We start from the raw sequence: 24,135 nt of genomic DNA, 5'->3' as shown, positions 1-24,135 counted from the left end.
GGTGCCGACGCCTGACGCCGGTCAGGACTCCGGGCGCAGCAGCGCCTCCTGGGCCACCGAGACCAGGAGCGTTCCGTCCATGGTGTGGAGCGTGCCCCGCGCGAGGCCGCGGGCGCCGTGGTTGGTGACCGGGTCGACCGAGTACAGCAGCCACTGGTCCACCCGCGGCGGGCGGTGGAACCACATCGCGTGGTCCAGGGTGACGGCCGTGGCGAGCCGCCGCGGCGAGCCGGGCGCGCGGGCGCTGCTCACCACCGCCATGTCCGACAGGTAGGCGATCAGGCACGCGTGCAGCGCCGGGTCGTCGCCGACCGGGGCGGACGCCCGGATCCAGAACGGGTGCGGCATCGGGAACTCGCCGTCGGCGGGCGGGTCCACCACCCGGATGTCGAAGCCGACCGGGTGCTTGAAGAACGACGGCAGCACCGGCTCGGGCAGCCCCTCCGGCGCGGGCACGCCCCGCGGCCCGGGGAACTGCCAGTCGAAGCCGTCCTCCGGGGCGTGGAACGAGGCGATCAGCTCCAGGATCGGCTTGCCGCCCTGGCTCGCGGTGACGTGCCGGGTCGAGAACGAGCGGCCGTCGCGGGTGCGGGCCACGTCGAAGCGCAGCGGCTCGTCCGGCGTCCCCGGGCGGATGAAGTAGGCGTGCAGGGAGTGCGGCGGGCGGCCGTCCGCGGTCAGGCACGCGGCGCGCAGGCTCTGCCCGGCGACCTGCCCGCCGAACAGCCGCGGCCGCCCCACCGACGGCGAGGTGGCGAGGAAGGCGTCCCCGCCGAGCGGGGCCAGCTCGAACATCCGCGTGATGCCGTCGCTCATCGTGCTCCTCGTGGGGGGACCGGCGCCGTGGCGCGACCCTACTCGGCGGCGGGGCGCCCGCCGGCATCCGGGGCCGGTCCCTGCGCGGCGGGGGACGACCCTGATACGGTCACGCGCGGTCGACCTATGATCGCCGTGGGGACGGCGCCCAGGGGGATCGGCGCCCGCCCCGCGAGGAGATGAGAGAGGCAATGGCAGATATCACCGAGTCGCCCGAGTGGTCCGCGCTGGCCGAGCACCACGCCGCGCTCGCCGGGCGGCACCTGCGCGACCTGTTCGCGGACGATCCGGGGCGCGTCGACCGCATGACGGTGGCCGCGGGGGACCTCCACCTGGACTACTCCAAGCACCGCGCCACGAGCGAGACGGTGGGGCTGCTCGTCGCGCTCGCCGAGCGGGCCGGGCTGCGCGCCCGGATCGAGGCGATGTTCACCGGGGAGCACATCAACGTCAGCGAGGACCGCGCCGTCCTGCACACCGCGCTGCGGCTCCCGCCCGGCGAGGCCCTCACCGTGGACGGCCAGGACGTCGCCGGCGACGTGCACGCCGTCCTGGACAAGATGGCCGACTTCGCCGGGCGCGTCCGCTCCGGCGAGTGGACCGGGTTCACCGGCAAGCGGATCACGACCGTCGTCAACATCGGCATCGGCGGCTCCGACCTCGGCCCCGCCATGGCCTACGAGGCGCTGCACGACTTCGCCGACGCGGGCATCTCCTGCCGGTTCGTCTCCAACATCGACCCCGCCGACATCGTCGGGAAGCTCGCGGGCCTCGACCCCGAGCAGACCCTCTTCGTCATCAGCTCCAAGACGTTCGGGACGCTGGAGACCCTCACCAACGCCAAGGTCGCGCGGCGGTGGCTCGTCGACCGGCTCGGCGACGCCGGGGCGGTGTCCCGGCACTTCGTCGCCGTGTCCACCAACGCCGAGCGGGTCGCCGAGTTCGGCATCGACACCGCCAACATGTTCGGCTTCTGGGACTGGGTCGGCGGCCGGTACTCCTTCGACGGCGCCATCGGCCTGTCCCTGATGATCGCGATCGGCGGCGAGGCGTTCCGCGAGATGCTCGCCGGGTTCCGCGAGATCGACGAGCACTTCCGCGCCGCGCCGTTCGAGGCGAACATGCCGGTGCTGATGGGCCTGCTCGGCGTCTGGTACACCGACTTCTTCGGCGCGCAGACCCGCGCCGTGCTGCCCTACAGCCAGCGGCTGGCCCGCTTCCCCGCCTACCTCCAGCAGCTCACGATGGAGTCCAACGGCAAGTCGGTGCGGGCCGACGGCGCGCCCGTCGTCGCGCAGACCGGCGAGATCTTCTGGGGCGAGCCCGGCACCAACGGCCAGCACGCCTTCTACCAGCTGCTGCACCAGGGCACCCGGCTCGTCCCCGCCGACTTCATCGGCTTCGCCGAGCCCTTCGAGGACCCCGCCGTCGACGGGCCCGCGGGCATGCACGACCTGCTGACCGCGAACATGCTGGCGCAGACGTCGGCGCTCGCGTTCGGCAAGACCGCCGAGGAGATCGCCGCCGAGGGGACGCCCGCCGCGGTCGTCCCGCACAAGGTCATGCCGGGCAACCGGCCGACCAGCACGATCCTGGCGCCCAAGCTCACCCCGAAGACCCTCGGGTCCCTCGTCGCGCTCTACGAGCACATCGTGTTCGTCGAGGGGACGATCTGGGGCATCGACTCCTTCGACCAGTGGGGCGTCGAGCTCGGCAAGGTCATGGCGATGGACCTCGCGCCCGCGCTCACCTCGGACGAGCCGCCCGTGCGGGCGCCCGACCCGTCCACGGCCGCGCTGGTGCGCCGGTACCGGGAGCTGCGCGGCCGCCGCGTCTGACCCGCGCCGCGAACGCCGAAGGGGCCCGCCGGACATGCCGGCGGGCCCCGTTCCGTTCAGCCGCTGGTCAGGCGCGGGCGCCCGGCAGCGGCCCCTCGGCCCAGCCCTGGGACTTCATGATCGCGCGGAACTCCTCGTAGGAGATGAACCCGTCGAGGTTGCCGTCCGCCCGCTCGAACCTGTCCTGCGTCTCGGCGCGCGTCCAGGCGAGGCCCAGCTCGTCCAGGACGAGCGTGAACTCCATCAGGTCGAGCTTCTGGTCGCCGCCGAGGTCCGCGCGAGTGAACAGCGCAAGAAGGTCGTCCTCGGTCGGTCGTGTCGTCATCTCGCTCCTCGTTCTGTCCGATGGTAGCCACGCATCATGTCATAGGGAGCGAGCCGGGCCATATGCGAAACGCCGCAGGAAGTGCCCAGGTTTACGGGTGTTCATCCCCCGTCAGCTCGGGGACGCGGTGCCGGTAGCGCGCGAGCAGCGCGGCGTTCACCTCGTCGCCGCCGGGGACGTTCGCGCTCGTCCAGCGGGGCAGCTCCGCGCCGCGCGCCGCCGCGAGGTCGTCCAGCGCGGCCAGCACCCGCGCCCACGCGTACGCGGCGAGGATCGTGGAGGCCGCCGCGGTGCGCGGCGCCGCCGCCGGATGCAGCACGTCACCGGGCGGGACGCAGGTGTCCAGCACGATGTCGGCGTGGTCGGCCAGCGCCGTCGCCGTCCGCGCCGCCGCGCCCCGCGCGGCCCGCGCCGAGGTCACCGCGACGACCGGCACGCCCCGCGCCCGGCACTCCGCCGCCACCTCGACGGGGTAGGGGTTGCGGCCGCTGGTGGAGAACACCACCGCCACGTCCGGCGGGGCGGGCGCCGCCGCCGCGGCCACGGCGCGCCCCACTCCGGCCTCCCGCTCGACGCGGGTGCTGCGCAGCGCGTCGTCGAGCGGGAGCACACCGGGGTCCCAGACCGGGCGGACGGCGGCGAGGCCGCCCGCCCGGTAGAACGTCTCGAACACCATGGCGAGGGAGTGCCCCGCCCCGGCGACGTGCACGATCCCGTCGGCCTCGACCGACTCCAGGAGCAGCGCCGCCGCGGCGTCGATCGCCTTGCCCGACGTCTCGTCGAGGTCGTCCAGCAGGGTCCGCACCCGGTCGGGGAGCTGCGTCCGGGTGGCTTCAGGCATCGGGCACGGCCTCCTTCAGGATGCGGGCCAGGTCCTCCTGGCCGGACGCGGCGCGGAGCCGGTCGGCCAGGCCGCCCGACAGCGCGCGCGCCAGCCCGGCGAGGACGCCGACGTGCGCGTCGGGGTCGGGCGTGCAGAAGGCGAGCAGCAGGTCGACCGGGTCGTTGTCAGGATGGCCGAACTCGACCGGCGACGCCAGCCGGGTCGCGCCGACGCCGACCGCCAGCCCGCCCTCCTCGGGGCGGGCGTGGACGAGCGCCAGGCCCTTGGTCAGCACGATGTAGGGGCCGTTCTCCTCCACGACGCGGACGCACGCGTCCGGGTAGCCCTCGCCCGCCGCGCCCGCGTCGACCAGCGCGGAGGCCGCCTTGCGGACGGCCTCCCGCCAGTCGGCCGCCTCGACGCCGTCCGTGGCCGCGATCACCACGGGCTGTTGCCGGGGGGCCTGGGGGGTCGCCCCCTCAGAATGAGACGTCATGAGAGCCATCCCTGCTCGGTGAGGCGCTCCCTGAGCTGCGCTTCGAGTCCCTCCTTGTCGAGGAAGTCGCTGACGGTGATCACGACGGGCGCGAGGTCGGCGATCTCGCTCGTGTGCATGCCCTGGCCGATCACCACGTCGGGCGACATCCCGCGCGCCGTGGACACGTCGGTGTTCTCCACCCGCGCCTCGACGCCGAGCGACCGCAGCGCGTCCTCGGCGGTCATCTTGAGCATCAGGCTGGAGCCCATGCCGACGCCGCAGACCGCGAGGATCTCCAGTTGCCGGTCCAGTGCCATCTCGGTCCTTCTCTCTCGATCGGCTCTCTACTCGGTTCGGTCAGGCCCGCGCCGGGGCCGTGTCCTCGGGCGCGGCGTCCCCGTCCGCGGCGCCGGCCCGCCGCTTCTCGGCCCGGCCGAGCAGCAGCAGGGACGCGACCATCGCGGCGAGCGCGACGGCGGGCACCGCCCAGACCGCGTTCCCGCCGGCGACCGGTTCCACGGCCTTCAGCAGCCACGCGATCGCGTACCAGTCGGGGTCGGCGAGGGTGGCGAGCTCCGGCGCGGTCTTCTCGTACAGGCCCCAGGTGACGGCCTGCCCGACCGCGAGGACGAGCCCGGAGATCACACCGCCCAGCACCGCGCCGCGCCAGCCCGCCACCACGTTGCCGAACAGCGCGGCGGCGCCGCCCACGAAGAACAGCATGATCATGGGCGGGGCGAGGGTGAACCAGCCGGCGCCGGCGAACACGCCGAGGCAGACCAGGAACACGACGGTGGACGAGACGAACCCGACCATGACGGCGGTCGGCGCGACGGGGAACACGGTCGGCGCGTCCAGCGCGGGACGGGTGCCGGGGATGACCCGGTCGCTGAACCCCTTGAACGCCGGGACGATCTCGCCGAGGAACATCCGCACGCCGAACAGCAGGATCGCGATGCCGCCCGCGAACCGGAGGCCGACCAGGACCGCCCACACCCACGGGGACAGCTTCTCGTCCATCTCGGCGGCGGCCTTGGCCACCACGCCGTCGTCGGCGAGCGCGACGCCCACCAGCATGATCACCGTGATGATCAGCGCGGTGCTGACGTTGACGTCCTTGAAGAACGACAGCTGGCGGGGCAGCTTCAGCTTCTCGGTGTCGTGCTTCTCGCGGCTGCCGAGCGGCCGCGCGGCGTACCCGGTGATCAGGCACGCGAGCGAGCTGGTGTGCGCGAACCCGAACCGGTCGTCGGGCATGACGCGGCGCATCAGCGGCCGCATCCACAGCGGCTGCAGCGTCCAGTAGGCGGCGACGAACCCGGCGCCGCACAGCACCAGCGTGAGCTGGTCGGCGTCCGGCGCGATCGTCACCAGCGACGCCACCGTCACCGTGCTGATCCAGAACATCAGGTGCCCGGTCAGGTACAGGTAGCGGGCCGCCGGGAACAGCCGGACGACCAGCACGTGCACGAGGAACGCGACCGTGATGACCAGCGCGACCGTGCCGCCCTGCTTGGTGAGGAAGTCGGCGAGGGTGTTGTCGGCCTTCGGCGGCGTGGTGTCCATCGCGCTGGCGAGGACGGTCTGGAAGCTCGTCAGGCCGCCGGTGAACACCTCCACGCCGATGAACAGGATGACGACGCCGATGGTGGCGCGCAGCGCGCCCGCGAAGACGTCCTCGAAGCGCTTGCGCTGGAGGATCAGCCCGATCAGCGTGATGAGACCGATGAGGATGGGCACCTGGCCGAACACGTTGTCGGCCAGGAAGGTGAGGATGTCCTTGATGACGTCCATGGTGAAGTCGCCTCACTTCCCGGGGGGTGGTGGTGCGCTGTCGCCCCCGTCAGCGCGCTGGACGATCGTCCGGTTGGTCAGTGGTTCGGTGGTCGCAGGTCCAGTTCCAGGCGGTAGCGGTCGCCGCGGTACAGGGACCGCACGTACTCCAGGGGCCGCCCGTCGGCGTCCCGGGTGATCCGCTCGAACAGGAACGCCGGCATGTGCACCGGCACTCCGAGCTCGGCGGCCTCCTCGGCGGTGGTGACGGTCGGCTCGATCGTCTCGGTGCCCGAGGCGATCACGATGCCGGCGCCGCGCAGCAGGTCGTAGAACGACCGCCCCTCCAGGTCGTGCCTGCGCAGCCCGGGCATGAGCGACCGCGGCATGTAGAGGGTCTCGATCGCCATGGGCGCCTCGTCGGCCAGCCGGAGCCGGCGAATGGTAAATACCTCTTCCTCGGGGGAGAGGGCGAGCCGCCTGCCGATCCGCGCCCCCGCCGTCTCGGTGCGGAACGACAGGACCCGCCCGCCCGGCTTCATCCCGCGCCTGATCATGTCCTCGGTGAAGGAGGTCATGGTCAGCGACACCGCGATCCGGGGTTCGGCCACGTAGGTGCCGCTCCCGTGCCGCCGGTCGAGGAGGCCCTCGGCGACCAGGCCGTCGATGGCCTGCCGCAGCGTCGGCCGCGAGACGCCGAGGTCCGCGGCGAGCCGGCGCTCGGACGGGAGGGCGTCCCCCACGTCCAGGCCGTCCAGCATCGCCAGCAGTTCCCGGCGCACCGCCTGCCGTTTCGTGCTCCCGGAGCGGGATTCACCGGCGGATGGCACGCCGTTCACCTCCTCTTGACGTTGTTCCTGTCGTTGCACACCGTATGTCCGATTGTGGTGACTGGTCAATACCACTTTGGCGATGTTTGCCCTGGTCGCCGCCGGGCGGCCCGTGCGACGGTCGTCGCCATGAGGAAACTCGCACGCGGCGCCCTGGCGATGGCGCTGCCCCTGGTCCTGCCCGCGGCCCTCTGCACGGCGCCGGCGCACGCCGCCGGCGGCCCCGGCGCCGGCCCGCCCGCCGCCCGCGACGGGTGGCGGCTGGTCGCCGCCGAACCGTTCAACCGGCACCTGGACAGCGCGAAGGCGCCGTGGCGGCCGGACGGCGACGGCCCGTCCAGCCCCTACAACGTCGACATGTACGACAACGACGGCGCCTACTTCGACACCGTCGGAGGCCCCGCCTTCCGGCAGCAGCTCGCGAAGATGAAGACCTACCGGCAGTCGTTCACCTTCGGCCAGCGCGGCTGGCTCACCGCCGAGCTCGCCGCGCGGGACGCCGACGGCGACGGGCGCCCGGACCGGCCGCCGACGCTCACGTCCGGCAAGGGCGTCGCCCGTATCGACGAGCCGGCGCACCAGGCGGGCGTCGTCATCCGCTCCACCCGCGACCTGCCCGCCGAGTACCGCGTCGAGATGACGCTGCGCGGCCTGGACTTCGGCGGGCAGCGCAACGGCCTGTGGGACTACCCGGACGGGCGGATCAACGGCTACTCGCCCGAGGGCTGCAAGACCAACTTCCCGTGGGCGTCGGGCGGCGACTTCTCCCGGCCGGAGTGCGAGTGGGCCGACGTCCGCACCGACTCCAACGGCTTCTACTACATGTCGATCATGGACTACCGGCAGGTGGCCCCGCACAACAACGTCTTCGTCCACGGCCACCGGAAGGTCGCCATGGACAGCTACAACCGCTACAAGTACACCGGAAAGGGGCTGCTGTACTGCAACCCCGCCACCGGCGAGTACGAGCCCTACTCCGCCGGGACGGGCAACGGCGTCAACGCGATCTTCATGACCGACGACCGCCGGTACGCGGCGATGCCCGGCACCGAGTACCTGATGGACAGCGAGTGCGGGCACCGCAAGGCCGGCGCGATCGTCTCCACCGTCGACCTCCGGCCCGAGCTGCTGCCGCAGGAGCCCTACACGTTCGCGATCGAGCGCCGCGACGGCGCCTACACGATGGAGATGTCGGGGGTCTTCGCGCACGTCGGCCGCGCCACCTACCGGTACACCCGCGCGTTCGTCCAGGACGGCGAGCCGATCTGGCACTACAACCAGCGGCCGGAGGAGTACGACGGCCGGTTCGACGCCGACTGGACCTGGACGGGACCGGGCGGCACGCTCGTCGACCGGGGCACCTGGCCCGCCGGGTCCGCCTACCCCGACCGGTTCATGATCGGCGACCCGCACATGAACTTCTACGAGGGGAAGGCGCAGGTGGACGACATCCGGTTGTACGTTCCGGAGTAGCAGTCGATGTCGGAGGCGGGGGCTAGGGTCCGGGGGACCAAGCCCACGCCTCGCCACGGGGGGCCTCGTGACTCAGCAGACCGCGGTGACTCAGCAGACCGCGCCGGGCCGGGCGCCCGAGCCGTCCCTCGCCGACCCCTGCGCGGAGCGGGAGCCGGCGGGGGAGCGGCTGCGCGCCGGCGGGGGCGGCCCGGGCCTGGACGTGTTCCTGTCCGGCCAGGTCTTCATGGACATGATCTTCACCGGGCTGCCGGGGCTGCCGCCGCCCGGCACCGAGATCGTCACCGACGGTCTCGGCTCGGCGCCCGGCGGGGTCGCCAACATCGCGGTCGCGATGAGCCGGCTCGGCCTGCGGGTCGGGCTGGCGGCGCCGTTCGGCGACGACATGTTCGGCGCCTACCTGTGGCGGACCCTCGCCGAGCAGGAGGGCGTCGACCTCGGGCTGTCGCGCCGCGTGCGGGGCTGGTCGACGCCCGTCACCGTGTCGATGGCCTACGACTCCGACCGCAGCATGGTGACGTTCGCCAAGCCCGTCCCCGCCCCGCTGGACGACCTCGGCGGCCCGCCGCCGGACGCGCGGGCCTGCTTCGTCGACGTCGACCGCCCGGTGCCACCGTGGGCGGCCGGGATGCGCGCCCGGGGCGCGCTGGTCTTCGGCGACCTCGGCTGGGACCAGACCGGCGCCTGGCCCGCCGAGGTCCTCGACCGCCTCGCCCACGTCGACGTGTTCCTGCCGAACGCGGCCGAGGCGATGGCCTACACCCGCACCGCCACCCCGGCGGACGCGGCCGCCGCGCTCGCCGAGCGGGTCCCGGTGGTCGTGGTCAAGCGCGGCGGCGACGGCGCCATCGCGATCGACTCGGCGTCGGGGGAGCGGGCCGAGGTCGGCGCGCTGCCCGTGGAGGCCCTCGACCCGACCGGCGCCGGCGACGTGTTCGCCGCCGGGTTCGTGTTCGCCACCCTCGCCGGGCTGCCGCTCGCCGAGCGGCTGCGGTTCGCCAACCTGTGCGCCGGGCTGTCGGTGCGGCACCGCAGCGGCTCGCTCGGCTCGCCGTGCTGGGGCGAGATCGCCGCGTTCGGCGAGTCGGGGGAGGTGCCGGAGTCGGTGCTGGCCGAGTACGCGTTCGTCGTCCCGTTCATCCCGGACGCGGCCGACGACTCGCCCGTCCGCGCCGAGCCCACCCTCCGCAAGGAGCACTGACCGCCCCGCACGGCGGGCCGGCATGCCCGGCCGGCACGCCCGGCCGGTCAGGCGGGGACGGCGCCGGCGCGGTACTCCTGCGGGCTGACGCCGTGCTCGCGCTTGAACGCGGTGCTCAGCGCGAACGCGGTGCCGTAGCCGACCTGGCGCGCGATGGAGTCCAGCGTCGCGTCGCTCTCCCGCAGCAGGTCGGCGGCCTGCGCCAGCCGGATCCCCGTCAGGTACGCCATCGGCGGCTCGCCGATCAGCTTCGCGAACCGCTGCGCGAGCGCGGCCCGGGACACGCCGACCCGGGCGGCGAGGTCGGCGACCGTCCACGGGTGCGACAGGTCGTCGTGCAGCAGCCGCAGCGCGGGGCCGGCGACGGGGTCGCCGTGGGCGCGGTACCAGCCGGGGGCCTGCGCGTCCGGCCGGGAGAACCAGGCCCGCAGCGTCGCGATCAGCAGCAGGTCGAGGAGCCGGTCGAGGACGATCTCCTGCCCGGGCTCGTCCCGGCCGATCTCCTCGCCCAGCACGTCGACGAGCGGCGACTTCCAGGTGTCGCCGCGCACCACCGCGATCGGCGGCAGCGCGGACAGCAGCCGCCCGGTGACGGCGCCGCGCATCTGGTAGGTGCCGATCAGCATCACCGACGTCCCGGCCGGGTCGTTGCCCCAGGCGCGGACGCCGAGGTCCATCGCCTCCGACAGGCTCGTGCCGTCGGGCGTGGTGCAGCGCTGCCCGGGGTGGATGACGATCTGCGGCTCGGTGGCCGGGTCGTCGCTGACCGTGTAGTGGTCGGGGCCCCGGAAGACGACCATGTCGCCGGGGCCGACGCGCTGCGGCTCGCCCTCGTCGGGGATCAGCCACGCGTCGTCCCTGACCATGGACAGCAGCGTCAGCGGCGCCTCGTCCTGGATGCGGACCGACCAGGGCGGGTCGAGGGTGGCCCGCAGCATGAACGCGCCGCGGGCGCGCGGGCCGTCGAGCAGGTCGGTGAGCGCGTCCATGGCGGCCAGCCTAGACGCTCGCGTATGCGGGCGAGCTTCTCGACGATGGTGGCCGAAGGTGCCCGCCGGTTGACTTGAGGGCATGACGAACACGGAGATCGAAAACGGCCTGACCCTCGTCCTCGGCGGCACCGGCAAGACCGGCCGGCGGGTGGTGGAGCGGCTGGAGGCCCTGGACGTCCCGGTCCGGATGGGCTCGCGGGCGGCCTCGCCCGCCTTCGACTGGGCCGACGAGGCGACCTGGGCGCCCGTGCTGCGGGACGTCGAGAAGGTGTACCTGTCCTACTACCCGGACCTGGCGGCCCCCGGCGCGCCGGAGGCCATCGCCGCGTTCACGGCGCAGGCGGTGGCGGCGGGCGTGCGGCGGGTGGTCCTGCTGTCCGGCCGGGGCGAGCCCGAGGCGGCCGAGTGCGAGGGGATCGTCCGGGCGTCGGGCCTGGAGTGGACGGTAGTGCGGGCGAGCTGGTTCGCGCAGAACTTCAGCGAGGACTACCTCCTCGACCCCGTCCGCGCCGGCGAGGTCGTCCTCCCGGCGGGCGAGGTGCCGGAGCCGTTCGTGGACGCCGGCGACATCGCGGACGTGGCCGTCGCGGCGCTCACCCGGGACGGCCACGCGGGCGAGGTCTACGAGGTGACCGGCCCCCGCGCGCTCACCTTCGCCGAGGCCGTCGCGGAGATCGGCCGCGCGGCCGGACGGGAGATCGCCTTCGTCCCGGTGAGCGCGGACGACTACGCGGCGGCCCTCAAGGAGCACGGCCTGCCCGACGACGTCATCGGCTTCCTGACGTACCTGTTCACCACCGTCCTGGACGGCCGCAACGCCCGTCCCGCGGACGGCGTCCGGCGGGCGCTCGGCCGCGCCCCCCGCGACTTCGCCGACTACGCGCGGGAGACCGCGGACAGCGGCATCTGGACCCTCTGACCCGAAGGTGGCACGACGATGAAATCGGCACTCGCGGGCGTCTCGGTGACGCTCTCCCTCATCATGGCGGCCGGCATGGCCGGGACGTTCTTCGGCTTCTCGACCGGCGTGATGCCCGGCCTGAACGCGGCGCGGCCGGGCTCGGCGATCGACGCGATGCAGGGCATCAACCAGAAGATCCAGAACCCGGTGTTCGTGGCGATGTTCCTGCTGGTCCCGGTGCTGGCCGCCGCGGCGGGCGTGCTGCTGCTCACGCTGGACCAGAAGTCGGCGGCGATCCTGTTCTTCGTCGCGGCGGGCGTCTACTTCGTGGGCGCGCTCGTCCCGAGCTTCGCCGTGAACATCCCGATGAACAACGACCTGGACGCCGCGGCGATCCCGAAGGACATGGCCGAGGCGGCGAAGCTCTGGTCGGACTACTCCGGCCGCTGGACCGCCTGGAACACCGTCCGCGCCGTGTTCAGCTGGGCGAGCGTGCTCGCGATGAGCCTGGGCGTCTACTACTGGGGCAAGAACAACTGACCCCTTAGGCAGCTGAACGCGGAAGCGGCCCGCGCCCCTGCGGAAGGGGACGCGGGCCGCTTCGCCGTTTCACCTGCCGTTCCGCGCGCACCATTCGGCCCATGTGAGGGCGCCGTTCTGGAGCTGCTTGCGGTAGAAGGACGTCCACGAGGTCTCCGACGGCGCCGGCGCGCCGGGGGCCTTCTTGTAGAGGGGGTAGTCGCGCTCGACCTCGGCCTTGAGCCAGGGCTCCAGGTCGTCCCACGAGTCCAGGGTCCAGCTCCGCGCGTGGAAGAGGAGCCGGGCGCGGGTGTCCTTCTCCGGGACGCACATCGACGGGACGAACGGGCTGGACCGCGTCCAGCTGTTCGCCACCTCCATCGCCCCCTTCGGGACGCCGTGCGCCCGCCGCGCCGCCTCCCGCTTCCCGATGTAGAAGTCGAACATCTCCCAGGCGGTGTAGACGCCGCCGGGAAGGCCGAAGTCGTCACCGGTCAGGGCCTCGATGTCGGTGCGCGGCGGGATGTCGGACACCTGGGCGAGGTTGCGCCCGACGTCCTTGAGCGGACCGAGCCGGAACTGCGGCGTGATGGGGAACGGCCCGAAGTCGACGTCGTCGTTGTTGACCGGCACCAGCGGATACGTCCTCCCGTCGAGCGGGTTGCGCCATTCCCTCAGCACCTTCGCCGGGTCCTGCGGATCGGTGTAGAAGACGACCTCGCGGCTCAGCTGGTACAGCTTGTTGGTGCCGGGCTCGCGGTAGAGGCGCCGGATGTTGTAGCCCTCGAACCCGAACAGCCGCGTCCCGTGCCGCAGGCGCGGCGCCAGGGCGTCGCCCGGCACGTCGGCGTACACGTAGCCGGAGATGCGGTACAGCATGTCCTTGCCGTCCGGCCGCCCGAGGACCTGCAGTTGGAGGCGGGTGTCGCGGTCCTCGACCTGCGCGTACAGCGGCCCGGGGGCGGACGGTCCGGAGACGGGGCGGGCGGCCGCCGCCCCCGGCACGGACCACAGCAGGGCGGCGGCGGCCGCGCCGGTGAGCAGGGCCGTGAGCGGTCGTCGCATGCGGACTCCTCGGTGGCTCGTGAGACGGAGATCACGCCATGCAAGCACCCCGCGGCCCCGGCGTCACGCCCCCACCGGCGGGGGCGGGCCCCGGTGCGGCGTCCGCCCGGGGCTTACGATCTCTGGATGGGCGGCGTCTACGCGATCAGCGACCTGCATGTGGGATTCCCCGAGAACCGCGCGTTCGTCGACGGGCTGCGGCCCGGGTCCGCGGACGACTGGCTGATCGTCGCCGGCGACGTCGCCGAGCGGTTCGCCGACGTCGAGTGGACGCTCCGCACGCTGCGCGAGCGGTACGCCGCCGTGCTCTGGGTCCCCGGCAACCACGAGCTGTGGACGGTCAAGGACGACCCGGTGCAGCTGCGCGGGGAGGACCGCTACCGGCGCATCGTCGACATGTGCCGCGGCCTCGGCGTGCTCACCCCTGAGGACCCGTACCCGGTCTGGGACGGCGAGGGCGGGCCCGTGACGATCGCACCGCTGTTCCTCCTCTACGACTACACGTTCCGGCCGGACGGTGCGTCCACCAAGGAGGAGGCGCTCGAGATCGCCCACGAGGCGGGCGTCGTGTGCACCGACGAGGTCTACCTGCACCCCGACCCGCACCCGACGCGGGACGCCTGGTGCGACGCGCGGATCGCCTACACCGAGCAGCGCCTCGCGGCCTTGGAACCGGGGACGCGGACCGTGCTCGTCAACCACTGGCCGCTGGTCCGGGAGCCCACCCGCGTCCTCTGGTATCCGGAGTTCGCGCAGTGGTGCGGCACCGAGCGCACCGCCGACTGGCACACCAGGTTCGGCGCGGTGGCCGTGGTGTACGGGCACCTGCACATTCCCCGGACGATCTGGACCGGCGGAATCCCGCACATCGAGGTGTCGGTCGGCTACCCGCGCGAATGGCGCAAATGGAGCGGCGCTCCGCGCGGGCCGCGCCGGATCCTGCCCGTCCCGGAGACGAGCTGACCGGCGAAGCGGCTACGTCCGGCCGGGCACCATGCCGGCGGCGGCGAGCGACAGCAGCCGCCCGGCGGCCTCCGGCTCCCGCTCGGTGACCGCCGCGATGGCGCCGGTCAGCCACAGGACGTCGGCGAACACCGCCTCCGGCGGCGTCTCCCCGGCCCGCTGCGCGCGGGCGAACAGCGCCTCGGCCGCCTCGCACATCGCCCGCCGCGAGGGCGCCGGCTCCGAGCGCTCGTCCCGCGGCGTGCTCTCGTCCCGCTGGGCGATCTCGTCCCGCTGTGCGATCTCGTTCCGCAACGTCACCTCGTCCCGCAGCGACGCGACGGCCGGGGCGGCCAGCCCCTGGTACGCCGCCACCTGCGCGGCGAAGGCGCGCAGCCAGGTCAGCAGCGCCTCGCCGGGCGCGGGGTCGGCCAGGAGCTCGCGGGCCCTCGCGGCCAGTTCCGCGTAGCCGTCGGCGAGCAGCGCCTCCAGCAGGTGCTGGCGGGTGGGGAAGTGGCGGTAGAGCGTCCCGATGCCGACGCCGGCCTGCCGGGCGACGGCCTCCAGGGACGCCCCGGCCCCGTCGCGCTCGAAGATCTCGCGGGCCGCGGCGAGCAGCCGCGCCCGGTTGCGGCGCACGTCGGCGCGCATCGCGCGCGCGGGGGCCTTCGGCGTGTCGTCGCTGGTCACGTGAGTGGTCGGTCCTTTCCCGGCGGGGACGGGCCTGCGGCGATTCGGGGGGATCCGCGGCTTTGGAACGGTCCCTTGATACTAGCCGCGCCGCGCACCCCGGGCCCCGCCGGGATGCGCGGGCCCGCCGCGGAACGGTCCGCGCCGGGCCCGCGCCGACCTGCGCTTACATCAGGACGGGCCGGGCGACAGGGGCAGCTGCACCCGCCCGCCGGCGGCCCGGAACTCCGCCGCCTTCTCGCGCATTCCCGCTTCGAGCGCGGCCTCGCCGTCCAGCCCGCGCTCGTCGGCGTACCGCCAGACGTCCCGGGTGATCTTCATCGAGCAGAAGTGCGGGCCGCACATCGAGCAGAAGTGCGCGGTCTTCGCCGGCGCCGCCGGCAGCGTCGCGTCGTGGAACGCGCGGGCGGTGTCCGGGTCGAGCGAGAGGTTGAACTGGTCCTCCCAGCGGAAGTCGAACCGCGCGTCCGACAGCGCGTCGTCCCACGCCTGCGCGCCCGGATGCCCTTTGGCCAGGTCGGCGGCGTGCGCCGCGATCTTGTAGGCGATGACGCCGGCCTTGACGTCCTCGCGGTCCGGCAGCCCGAGGTGCTCCTTCGGGGTGACGTAGCAGAGCATCGCCGTGCCGTGCCAGCCGATCATCGCGGCGCCGATCGCCGAGGTGATGTGGTCGTAGCCGGGCGCGATGTCGGTGGTCAGCGGCCCGAGCGTGTAGAACGGCGCGCCGTCGCACCACTCCTGCTGCCGGTCCACGTTCTCCTTGATCTTGTGCATCGGGACGTGGCCCGGCCCCTCGTTCATCACCTGGTTGCCGTACTCGGCCGCGATCCTCGTCAGCTCGCCCTGCGTGCGCAGCTCGGCGAACTGCGCCTCGTCGTTGGCGTCGGCGATGGAGCCGGGGCGCAGCCCGTCCCCGAGCGACCAGGTGACGTCGTAGGCGGCGAAGATCTCGCACAGCTCCCGGAAGCGGGTGTAGAGGAAGTTCTCCTCGTGGTGCGCCAGGCACCACGCCGCCATGATCGAGCCGCCCCGGGACACGATCCCGGTCTTGCGGCGCGCCGTCAGCGGCACGTACCGCAGCAGCACCCCGGCGTGGACGGTCATGTAGTCGACGCCCTGCTCGGCCTGCTCGACCACCGTGTCCCGGAAGACCTCCCAGGTCAGCTCCGCCGGGTCGCCGCCGACCTTCTCGACCGCCTGGTACAGCGGGACGGTTCCGACCGGGACCGGCGAGTTCCGCAGGATCCACTCCCGCGTGGTGTGGATGTCCCGCCCGGTCGACAGGTCCATGACCGTGTCGGCGCCCCACCGGGTCGCCCACGTCATCTTCTCGACCTCGTCCTCGATCGACGACGCCACCGCCGAGTTGCCGATGTTGGCGTTCACCTTCACCAGGAAGTTCCGGCCGATGACCATCGGCTCGGCCTCCGGGTGGTTGACGTTCGCGGGCAGCACAGCCCGCCCGGCCGCCAGCTCGTCCCGGACGAACTCCGGCCGCACCCCCTCCCGCAGGGCGGCGAACTCCATCTCCGGCGTGATCTCGCCGCGCGCCGCGTACGCGCGCTGCGTCACCGCTCCGCCGGTCGCGCGCCGCGGCCGCCGCGGCAGGACGTCCTCCCGGACGGGCGCCGCCTTCCGCCCGTCGTCCTCCGGCCGCACCGCCCGCCCCTCGTACGGGGCGGTGTCGCCGCGCTCGGCGATCCACGGCTCCCGCAGCGCGGGCAGCCCCCGGCGGACGTCCGTCCGCTGCTCCGGATCGGTGTACGGCCCTGACGTGTCGTACAGGACGACGACGTCGCCGTTGGTGAGCGGCACCTCCCGCATCGGGACCCGCACGTCCGGGCGCGAGCCCTGCAGGTAGGTCTTGCGGGCGGCTGGAACCACACGTTGTGTCATGACGACTCGATCTCTCCCTACGCCGGCATTACCCGGTCAGGTTCATGCGGTCAGCGGCCGTCTCAGCCGCTATCTCAGCCCGGTTCGCCGGACCCCCGCGATCTGTCGCCCCCGACGCTAACCCGGACGGCCCCCGTTGCCGCAACCGGCCGGGCCGGGGTAGAACGCGCCCGCGCGACGACTGAGAGGATCGGGGCATGATCGACTCTCACCAGGAGTTCGCGCTCACCCCGGTCGGCCGCGTCTCGTCCACGCTGACGGACCGGGCGTCGGCCCCCAAGCAGGGCGCCGAGGGCGCGCCCGAGGCGTGGCTGGTCTTCGAGCCGGCCGTGCTCCCGGCGCTGGACGGCCTCAGCCCGGGCGACCGGGTCTTCGTGCTGACCTGGCTGCACCTGTCGCCCCGCGACGTCCTGCGCGTGCACCCGCGCGACGACCCGTCCACCCCGATGCGCGGCGTGTTCGCCACCCGGTCCCCGGACCGCCCCAACCCGATCGGGCTCCACCCCGTGGAGATCCTGGAGGTGGAGGGCGGCCGCGTGCGCGTCCGCGACCTGGAGGCCCTGGACGGCACCCCGATCCTGGACGTCAAGCCGATCCTCGCCCGGGAAGCGGGCGCATAGCCCCGCCCCGCCAGGGGCGGTGTGCGCTGATCGCGGAGGTCGGGGAAGATGGACGGGTGGTGACGCTGCCCCGGTTGAACGCGACGGTCTCGGACGCCGTGCTCGCGGCGGTGCTCGCGGGGGTCGCGGCCGCCGCCGCGGTGGCCTGGCCCGGCGTCCGGGAACTGGACGCGGTCGGCGCGCTGCTGCTGGTCGCGGCGCACGCGCCGCTCGCGGTGATCAGGCGGTGGCCGGCGCCGGGGCTGGTGGCCCTGGTCGTGCTCGTGCTGCCCTACCACCTGGCCCAGTACCAGCACCACGCGCTCGTGCCCGCCGAGGTGATCGCGCTGTTCGCCTACGCGGTCCTCGGGCGCCGGGTGCGGGTCGTCCTCAGCGTCGTGGCGTTCCTGCTGGCCGTGTGCGTGATCGGGATGGCGATGCGGGCGGGCGGCAGCTCGGTCCGCGAGCAGGTCGCGGTCATCGAGGCCGTGGTGTCGGTGGTGATCGCCGTCCAGGTGTGGCGGGTGCACCGCGCGCGGCTCGCGACCATCACCGAGCGGGCCGAGCGGGCCGAGCGCACCCGCGAGGAGGAGGCGCGGCGGCGGGTCGCCGAGGAGCGGCTGCGGATCGCCCGCGATCTGCACGACCTCCTCGCGCACAGCATCACGCTGATCGGCGTGCAGGCGGGCGCGGCGGCCCACCTCGTGCGCGGCGACCGGCCGCTCGACCGGGCGGAGCTGGCCGACGCGCTCGGTTCGATCGCGGCCACCTGCCGCGACGCCCGCACCGAGCTGCGCGGCACCCTGCAGGTCCTGCGCGGCACCGACGTCGGCTCGTCCGGGGCGCTGCCCGGACCGGACGGCATCGCCGACCTCGTGCGGGCCGCGCGCGCCAGCGGGATCGACGTGGAGCTGTCGGACGGCGGCCTCGCGGCCGGGCTGCCGCCGGAGGTCGGCGTCGCCGCGTACCGGATCGTCCAGGAGGCCCTGACCAACATTGTCAAGCACGCCGCCGCGAAGCGCGCCACGGTGACCCTGGAGCGGGATGCCGGCGGCCTCCTCGTCCGGGTCGCCGACGACGGCCGCGGGCCCTCCGGGGCCGCGCCGGACGGCTTCGGCATCCTCGGGATGATCGAGCGGGCGCGCAGCGTCGGCGGCACGCTCGACGCGGGTCCGGGGGAGCGCGGCGGGTTCGTGGTCACGGCGGTCCTTCCGCTGGCCGACGCGGTCAGCCCGCGGTGACCGGCGCCGGGCCGGGCGGGCGCCGCGGCGGGGGCTTCGCCCCGCTCGACCCGTCCGCCGGGAACCTCCCGACTCGGCTGGCCGGTGCCGGAACGGTGCCGCCGGCGGGCACCCTCGGTTCAGGGGCCGGACGCCATCGGGGGCTTTCAACCCCTTACCGGTAGGGTCAGGATCAAGGGGACCAGGGGAGGCGAACGCGTCGGTGAGCACAGTGCGAGAGGCCCCGCAGGACCGGATATTCACGGTGCCCAACGTCCTCAGCATGGCGCGGCTGGTGGGCGTCCCGCTGTTCCTGTGGCTCGTCCTCGCCGAGGCGGACTGGTGGGCGCTCGGCGTGCTGGTGTTCGCCGGCCTGTCCGACTGGCTGGACGGCAAGCTGGCGCGGGCGCTGAACCAGACGAGCAAGCTCGGGATGGTGCTCGACCCCGCCGCCGACCGGCTCTACATCCTCGCCACGCTCGTCGGGCTGACCATCCGCGACATCATCCCGCTCTGGCTGGTGGTCGTGCTGGTCGCGCGGGAGTTCGCGATCCTGCCGATCGCGCCGATCATCCGGCGGCTCGGGTACGGCGGCACGCTGCCCGTCCATTTCATCGGCAAGGCGGGCACCATGTGCCTGCTGTACGCGTTCCCGCTGCTGCTTCTGGGCGACCACGACGGCGGCGCGGGGACGGCGGCGAAGGTCGCCGGATGGTCCTTCGCCATCTGGGGGACGGGCCTGTACTGGTGGGCCGCCGTCCTCTACTGGGCGCAGACGCGGCAACTGGTGCTGGCCGGCCGCGCCGCGCCCCCGTCCCCGGGAGCGGAACCGGGGCCGGGCCCCGGGCCGGACGGGGCCGGGCCGGGGGCGAAACCGGCGGCCGGCGACCAGAAGGGAGCTGAGACCCCCCGATGAAGGCCGTCGTGATGGCGGGAGGCGAGGGGACGCGGCTGCGTCCGATGACCGCCAACCAGCCCAAGCCGCTGCTTCCGCTCGTCAACCGGCCGATCATGGAGCACGTGCTCCGGCTGCTGAAGCGGCACGGGTTCACCGAGACCGTCGTCACCGTGCAGTTCCTGGCGGCGCTGATCCGCAACTACTTCGGCGACGGCGAGGAGCTCGGCATGTCGCTGAGCTACGCGACGGAGGAGATCCCGCTCGGCACCGCCGGCAGCGTCAAGAACGCCGAGGAGGCGCTGCGCGACGACCGGTTCCTCGTCATCTCCGGGGACGCGCTCACCGACATCGACCTCACCGACATGGTGCGGTTCCACAAGGAGAACGACGCGCTCGTCACGATCGGCCTGAAGCGGGTCCCCAACCCCCTCGAATTCGGCATCATCATCGTCGACGACGAGGGCCGCGTCCAGCGGTTCCTGGAGAAGCCCACCTGGGGCCAGGTGTTCTCCGACACCGTCAACACCGGCATCTACGTGATGGAGCCGGAGGTCCTCGAACACGTCGCCGAGGGGGAGTCCGTCGACTGGTCCGGCGACGTGTTCCCCAAGCTCCTCGCCGAGGGCGCCCGGCTGTTCGGGTACGTGGCCGACTGCTACTGGGAGGACGTCGGCACCCACGAGAGCTACCTCAAGGCCCAGGCCGACATGCTCTCGGGCCAGGTCGGGATCGAGCTGGACGGCTTCGAGATGTCCCCGGGCGTCTGGGTCGCCGAGGGCGCCGAGGTGGACGCCGAGGCCGTCCTCAAGGGCCCGCTCTACATCGGCGACTACGCCAAGGTCGAGGCCGGCGTCGAGCTGCGCGAGTACACCGTGCTCGGCAGCAACGTCGTGGTGAAGGAGGGCGCGTTCCTGCACCGGGCCGTCGTCCACGACAACGTGTTCGTCGCGCCGTCCACGAACCTGCGCGGCTGCGTCGTCGGCAAGAACACCGACATCATGGCCGGCGCCCGCGTCGAGGAGGGCGCGGTCATCGGGGACGAATGCGTCATCGAGGCCGAGGCGTACGTCTCCAGCGGCGTGAAGGTCTACCCCTTCAAGACCATCGAGGCCGGCGCCGTCGTCAACACCAGCGTGATCTGGGAGTCGCGCGGCCAGCGCAACCTGTTCGGGCCGCGCGGCGTGTCCGGGCTCGTCAACGTGGAGATCACGCCCGAGCTGGCGGTGCGGCTCGCCAGCGCCTACGCGACCACCCTCAAGAAGGGCACCACGGTCGTCACCGGACGCGACGTCTCCCGCGCCGCCCGCACCCTCAAGCGCGCCGTCAACAGCGCGCTGACCGCCAGCGCCATCAACGTCAACGACCTGGAGGCGACACCGCTGACCGTCGCCCGGTTCGAGACCGGCCGCGAGGACGCCGTCGGCGGCATCTACATCCGCACCACCCTCGGCGACCCGCAGGGCGTCGACATCCTGTTCCTCGACGCGGGCGGCGCCGACCTGTCCCAGGCGGCGCAGCGCAAGCTGGAGCGCGTCTTCGGCCGCCAGGAGTACCGCCGGGCGTTCCCCGGCGAGATCGCCGAGCTCACCTACCCGCCGCGCGTCGTGGAGACCTACACCCGCGACCTGCTGCGCCGCGTCGACATCCGCGGCGTCCGCGAGGCCGGGCTGAAGATCGTCCTGGACTGCGCGGGCGGCGTCGCCTCGCTCGTGCTGCCGAACCTGCTCGGCAAGGTCGGCGTGGAGGTCCTCACCCGCAACGCCGGGCTGGACGAGGCGAACCCGACCGAGACGCTCGCCGAGCGGATGCGCGACCTGGAGCGGCTCGGCGAGCTGGTGTCGTCGTCGCGAGCCGCGTTCGGCGTCCGGTTCGACCCGGTGGGGGAGCGGATCTCCCTGGTGGACGAGAACGGCGAGTTGGTCGGCGACGACCGGGCCCTGCTGGTGATGCTCGACCTGGTCGCGGCCGAGCGGCGCGGCGGCAAGGTGGCGCTGCCGGTGACGACGACGCGGGTCGCCGAGCAGGTCTGCCGGTTCCACGGCGTGCAGGTCGAGTGGACGTCCACGTCCCAGGACGTCCTCACCAAGGCCGCCGCGCAGCCCAGCGTGATCTTCGCGGGCGACGGCCGGGGCGGGTTCCTGATGCCCGAGTTCAGCGGCACCGTCGACGGGATCGCGGCGTTCGTCCGCCTCGTCGGGCTCGTCGCCCGGACGCGGCTGACGCTCTCCCAGATCGACCGCCGCATCCCCGACGCGCATCTGCTGCGCCGCTCCGTCCCGACCCCGTGGGCGGCCAAGGGCAGCGTGATGCGCCACGTCGTGGAGGCCGCCGGCGACCGCACCATCGACACGACCGACGGCGTCCGCGTGGTCGAGGACGACGGCCGCTGGGTCCTCGTCCTGCCCGACCCGGCGGAGGCGGTCACCCACCTGTGGGCCGAGGGGCCCGACGCCGACGCCGCCCAGGCGCTCCTGGAGGAGTGGGCCGCGGTCGTCGAACGCGCGGGCTCCTGACGGCGCGTCCCTAGGGCGGCGTCAGTCCACAGGCATGTCGTCGGGGCTCCCGGCGGCGATCTCGGCCAGCGCGTCCAGCGCGCGCGCCAGGGCGTCCAGGGGCGGCGACGCGAGGCCGACGCGGACCGCGCGGGGCGCCGCGCCCGTCCCCACGACGAAGGCCGCGGCCGGGGTGACGGCGATCCCGCGCCGCGCGGCCGCCGCCACGAACGTCTCCGCCCGCCACCGCGCCGGCAGGTCCCACCAGCGGAAGTAGGCGGGCGGCCCGGCGGGGGCGGCGCCCGCGAGGCGCTCGGCGGCGAGCGCGGCGCGGGCCGCGGCGTCCGCGCGCTTGGCGCGGGTCACCGCCGCGACCGTCCCGTCGGTGATCCAGCCGGTCGCCGCCTCCAGCGCGAACCGCGCCGGCCCCCACGCGCCCGACCGCAGCGCCGCCGCGACCCGCCCGGCGAGCGGGGCGGGCGGCACGGCGAAACCGACGCTCACGCCCGGCGCGAGGCGCTTGGACAGGCTGTCGACCGGCACGGTGCGCTCCGGTGCCAGCGCCGCCAGCGGCTCCGGCCCGTCCGCGTCGAGGAACGCCCACACGCGGTCCTCGACCGCGGGGAGCCCGAGCCGCTCCAGGACGGCGGCGAGGTCGGCGCGGCGCTCCGCGGGCATCGTCGTCCCGCACGGGTTGTGCAGGGTCGGCTGGACGTAGAGCGCGCCGAGCGGCGCCGCCCGGTGCGCGGCGGCGAGCGCGTCGGGCCGCAGCCCGTGCTCGTCGGCCGCGACCGGGACGAGCGTGACGCCGAGCCGGGCCGCGATTCCCTTCACCACCGGATAGGTCAGCGCCTCCACGGCCAGCCGCCCGCCGGGCGGGACGAGCGCCGCCACGGCTCCCGCGATCGCCTGCCGCCCGCTCCCGGCGAACAGCACGCGGGACGGGTCCGGCGCCAGCGCGGGCGTCGCGAGCAGCGCGGCGGCGGCCTCCCGGGCGGCGGCGGTCCCCGCGACGCCCACCGGGCCGAGCGCCTCGTCCAGGACGTCCCGGCGCATCAGCCGCTCCAGCCCGGCGGCCAGCAGCGGGCCCTGCTCGGGGACCAGCGGGTAGTTCAGCTCCAGGTCGACGCGGGCGCCCGCCGGCTCGGCCAGCGCGGGGTCGGCCGGACGCGCCGCGGCGCGCACGAACGTGCCGCGCCCGACCTCGCCGGCCACGAGGCCGCGCCGCCCGAGCTCCCGGTACACGCGGCCCGCCGTGGAGGCCGCGATGCCGCGCCGCCGGGCGAAGGCCCGCTGCGGGGGCAGCCGGTCGCCCGGCCGCAGCCGCCCCGCCGCGATGTCGGCGGCCACCTCGTCGGCGACCCGGCGGAAGTCCTCCACGGCTGCTCCCCACATTGCACCGAGATCAATTCACCATATTGTACTGAGAAATGTCCGGATCTAGTATCGGTGCAATGATCTCGCTCACCGCCGCCGCGGCCGTCGCCGCCTTCGCCCTCGGGCTCGTGCTGACCCCGGGACCGAACATGATCTACCTGGTGTCGCGGACGGTGACGCAGGGCCGCCGCGCCGGGCTCGTCTCCCTCGGCGGCGTCGCCGCCGGCTTCGTGCTCTACGTCGCCGCCGCCACCGCCGGGCTCACCGCCGTCTTCACGCTCGTCCCCGCCCTCTACACCGCGATCAAGATCGGCGGGGCGGCCTACCTGCTCTGGCTCGCCTGGCAGGCGGTGCGGCCCGGCGGCACGGCCGTGTTCGCGCCCCGCGAGCTGCCCGCCGACCCGCCGCGCCGGCTGTTCACCATGGGCCTCGTCACCAACCTGCTCAACCCGAAGATCGCGATCCTGTACGTGTCGCTGCTGCCGCAGTTCGCCGACCCGGCGCGCGGGAACATCGCCCTCCAGATCATGCTGCTCGGCCTCGTCCAGATCACCATCGCGATCACCGTGAACGGCCTCATCGTGCTCGGCGCCGGCGGCATCGCGGGCTTCCTCGCCCGCCGCCCCGGCTGGCGGCGCGTCCAGCGCTACCTGATGGGCTCGGCGCTCGCCGGGCTCGCCGTCCACATCGGCCTCTACCGGCCCGCCGCCGCCTGACCCGCCCGCCGCGGCCCGCCGACCCTTGCCATGATGGGGCGGTGACCGCACGACGCGACGTCCCCGGCGGCCGGCGGCCCGACGCCTCCATGTCGTAGGCGAGCGAGTAGAGCGGCACGGCGGCCGGGGGCTTGACTAGACCATTCGGCAGGTCGGCGAACAGGTCGTGCGCACCCCCGCGATCCTCTACAACGGGGCGCGCGTGGTCGACCTGAGGTGACGTCCGTCCGGAACATGCCGCTGGCCGAGGGCGGTCCGACGGGCGCGCAGG

General features: G+C 73.9%; 23 protein-coding genes and 1 riboswitch. Of the genes, 11 read left to right on the top strand and 12 right to left on the bottom strand.

The features are described from left to right. Positions 1-21: 21 nt before the first annotated feature. Positions 22-816, bottom strand: coding sequence for an acyl-CoA thioesterase (locus ETD96_RS14610; RefSeq protein WP_138636880.1), 795 nt, complete (start codon positions 814-816; stop codon positions 22-24). 191 nt (positions 817-1,007) lie between these two features. Here ETD96_RS14610 and pgi point away from each other — a divergent pair, with 191 nt between their 5' ends. Next, on the top strand, positions 1,008-2,654 hold the full coding sequence (pgi, locus tag ETD96_RS14605) for a glucose-6-phosphate isomerase (protein WP_138636879.1): 1,647 nt from the start codon (positions 1,008-1,010) through the stop codon (positions 2,652-2,654). A gap of 67 nt (positions 2,655-2,721) precedes the next feature. Here the strand turns inward: pgi and ETD96_RS14600 are convergent, their stop codons facing one another. The 6 genes from ETD96_RS14600 to ETD96_RS14575 form a co-directional block, all read right to left on the bottom strand. Then, positions 2,722-2,979, bottom strand: coding sequence for an EF-hand domain-containing protein (locus ETD96_RS14600; protein WP_138636878.1), 258 nt, complete (start codon positions 2,977-2,979; stop codon positions 2,722-2,724). A gap of 91 nt (positions 2,980-3,070) precedes the next feature. Continuing rightward, positions 3,071-3,820: a sugar isomerase domain-containing protein gene (locus tag ETD96_RS14595; RefSeq protein ID WP_138636877.1), complete on the bottom strand. Its 750-nt coding sequence runs from the start codon at positions 3,818-3,820 to the stop codon at positions 3,071-3,073. Next, positions 3,813-4,244 carry a PTS sugar transporter subunit IIA gene (locus ETD96_RS14590; protein ID WP_171069029.1) on the bottom strand — a complete coding sequence of 144 codons (432 nt, stop codon included), beginning with the start codon at positions 4,242-4,244 and terminating at the stop codon, positions 3,813-3,815. The genes ETD96_RS14595 and ETD96_RS14590 overlap by 8 nt, the downstream gene beginning before the upstream one ends. A gap of 50 nt (positions 4,245-4,294) precedes the next feature. Then, a complete protein-coding gene (locus tag ETD96_RS14585) occupies positions 4,295-4,597 on the bottom strand; it encodes a PTS sugar transporter subunit IIB (protein WP_138636875.1) in 303 nt (100 codons plus the stop codon). Between the two features lie 40 nt (positions 4,598-4,637). Then, entirely contained in the window at positions 4,638-6,074 is a 1,437-nt protein-coding gene (locus tag ETD96_RS14580; protein WP_138636874.1) for a PTS ascorbate transporter subunit IIC, read from the bottom strand. A 77-nt stretch (positions 6,075-6,151) separates the two neighbouring features. Next, positions 6,152-6,883 (bottom strand): GntR family transcriptional regulator, encoded by a 732-nt coding sequence (locus ETD96_RS14575; protein ID WP_240807653.1) that lies wholly within the window; start codon positions 6,881-6,883, stop codon positions 6,152-6,154. Positions 6,884-7,012: 129 nt separating this feature from the next. Here ETD96_RS14575 and ETD96_RS14570 point away from each other — a divergent pair, with 129 nt between their 5' ends. Both ETD96_RS14570 and ETD96_RS14565 read left to right on the top strand, forming a co-directional pair. Further along, positions 7,013-8,356 carry a hypothetical protein gene (locus ETD96_RS14570; RefSeq protein WP_138636873.1) on the top strand — a complete coding sequence of 448 codons (1,344 nt, stop codon included), beginning with the start codon at positions 7,013-7,015 and terminating at the stop codon, positions 8,354-8,356. Positions 8,357-8,423: 67 nt separating this feature from the next. Then, positions 8,424-9,557, top strand: a complete 1,134-nt coding sequence (locus ETD96_RS14565; RefSeq protein WP_240807652.1) for a carbohydrate kinase family protein — start codon at positions 8,424-8,426, stop codon at positions 9,555-9,557. A gap of 47 nt (positions 9,558-9,604) precedes the next feature. Here the strand turns inward: ETD96_RS14565 and ETD96_RS14560 are convergent, their stop codons facing one another. Continuing rightward, positions 9,605-10,546 carry an AraC family transcriptional regulator gene (locus ETD96_RS14560; RefSeq protein ID WP_138636872.1) on the bottom strand — a complete coding sequence of 314 codons (942 nt, stop codon included), beginning with the start codon at positions 10,544-10,546 and terminating at the stop codon, positions 9,605-9,607. A gap of 82 nt (positions 10,547-10,628) precedes the next feature. On the opposite strand from ETD96_RS14560, the gene ETD96_RS14555 reads away from it, so the two are divergent. Next, positions 10,629-11,468: an NAD(P)H-binding protein gene (locus ETD96_RS14555; RefSeq protein WP_138636871.1), complete on the top strand. Its 840-nt coding sequence runs from the start codon at positions 10,629-10,631 to the stop codon at positions 11,466-11,468. 18 nt (positions 11,469-11,486) lie between these two features. After that, complete coding sequence (locus ETD96_RS14550; protein WP_138636870.1) at positions 11,487-11,990, top strand: anthrone oxygenase family protein; 504 nt, start codon at positions 11,487-11,489, stop codon at positions 11,988-11,990. 69 nt (positions 11,991-12,059) lie between these two features. Here ETD96_RS14550 and ETD96_RS14545 read toward each other — a convergent pair whose 3' ends face one another. Then, positions 12,060-13,034 carry a DUF1838 family protein gene (locus ETD96_RS14545; RefSeq protein ID WP_138636869.1) on the bottom strand — a complete coding sequence of 325 codons (975 nt, stop codon included), beginning with the start codon at positions 13,032-13,034 and terminating at the stop codon, positions 12,060-12,062. A 126-nt stretch (positions 13,035-13,160) separates the two neighbouring features. On the opposite strand from ETD96_RS14545, the gene ETD96_RS14540 reads away from it, so the two are divergent. Continuing rightward, positions 13,161-13,997: a metallophosphoesterase family protein gene (locus tag ETD96_RS14540; RefSeq protein ID WP_138636868.1), complete on the top strand. Its 837-nt coding sequence runs from the start codon at positions 13,161-13,163 to the stop codon at positions 13,995-13,997. 12 nt (positions 13,998-14,009) lie between these two features. Here ETD96_RS14540 and ETD96_RS14535 read toward each other — a convergent pair whose 3' ends face one another. Both ETD96_RS14535 and thiC read right to left on the bottom strand, forming a co-directional pair. Next, positions 14,010-14,666: a TetR/AcrR family transcriptional regulator gene (locus ETD96_RS14535; RefSeq protein ID WP_240807651.1), complete on the bottom strand. Its 657-nt coding sequence runs from the start codon at positions 14,664-14,666 to the stop codon at positions 14,010-14,012. 171 nt (positions 14,667-14,837) lie between these two features. Next, a complete protein-coding gene (gene thiC, locus ETD96_RS14530; RefSeq protein ID WP_138636867.1) occupies positions 14,838-16,562 on the bottom strand; it encodes a phosphomethylpyrimidine synthase ThiC in 1,725 nt (574 codons plus the stop codon). Then, a riboswitch (TPP riboswitch) is annotated at positions 16,558-16,671 on the bottom strand. It overlaps the preceding gene by 5 nt. A gap of 88 nt (positions 16,672-16,759) precedes the next feature. Between thiC and tsaA the strand changes: the two genes are divergently transcribed. The 4 genes from tsaA to ETD96_RS14510 all read left to right on the top strand — a co-directional run bounded on the left by tsaA (position 16,760) and on the right by ETD96_RS14510 (position 21,792). Then, positions 16,760-17,182 (top strand): tRNA (N6-threonylcarbamoyladenosine(37)-N6)-methyltransferase TrmO, encoded by a 423-nt coding sequence (gene tsaA / locus ETD96_RS14525; protein ID WP_138636866.1) that lies wholly within the window; start codon positions 16,760-16,762, stop codon positions 17,180-17,182. A 56-nt stretch (positions 17,183-17,238) separates the two neighbouring features. Then, positions 17,239-18,402, top strand: a complete 1,164-nt coding sequence (locus tag ETD96_RS14520; protein WP_205719262.1) for a sensor histidine kinase — start codon at positions 17,239-17,241, stop codon at positions 18,400-18,402. Positions 18,403-18,604: 202 nt separating this feature from the next. Further along, on the top strand, positions 18,605-19,297 hold the full coding sequence (clsA, locus tag ETD96_RS14515; RefSeq protein WP_274704610.1) for a cardiolipin synthase ClsA: 693 nt from the start codon (positions 18,605-18,607) through the stop codon (positions 19,295-19,297). Further along, complete coding sequence (locus tag ETD96_RS14510; RefSeq protein ID WP_138636865.1) at positions 19,294-21,792, top strand: mannose-1-phosphate guanyltransferase; 2,499 nt, start codon at positions 19,294-19,296, stop codon at positions 21,790-21,792. Before clsA ends, ETD96_RS14510 begins: the two co-directional genes overlap by 4 nt. Before the next feature lie 21 nt (positions 21,793-21,813). Here the strand turns inward: ETD96_RS14510 and ETD96_RS14505 are convergent, their stop codons facing one another. Beyond that, positions 21,814-23,151: an aminotransferase-like domain-containing protein gene (locus ETD96_RS14505; RefSeq protein WP_138636864.1), complete on the bottom strand. Its 1,338-nt coding sequence runs from the start codon at positions 23,149-23,151 to the stop codon at positions 21,814-21,816. 74 nt (positions 23,152-23,225) lie between these two features. Between ETD96_RS14505 and ETD96_RS14500 the strand changes: the two genes are divergently transcribed. After that, positions 23,226-23,864 carry a LysE family translocator gene (locus ETD96_RS14500; protein ID WP_138636863.1) on the top strand — a complete coding sequence of 213 codons (639 nt, stop codon included), beginning with the start codon at positions 23,226-23,228 and terminating at the stop codon, positions 23,862-23,864. The last annotated feature ends 271 nt before the right edge of the window (positions 23,865-24,135 follow it).

Source organism: Actinomadura geliboluensis (assembly GCF_005889745.1).
Lineage (GTDB): Bacteria > Actinomycetota > Actinomycetes > Streptosporangiales > Streptosporangiaceae > Spirillospora > Spirillospora geliboluensis.
Note: the sequence above shows the minus strand (reverse complement) of the source record. Positions and strands in the feature narration are given on the sequence as shown.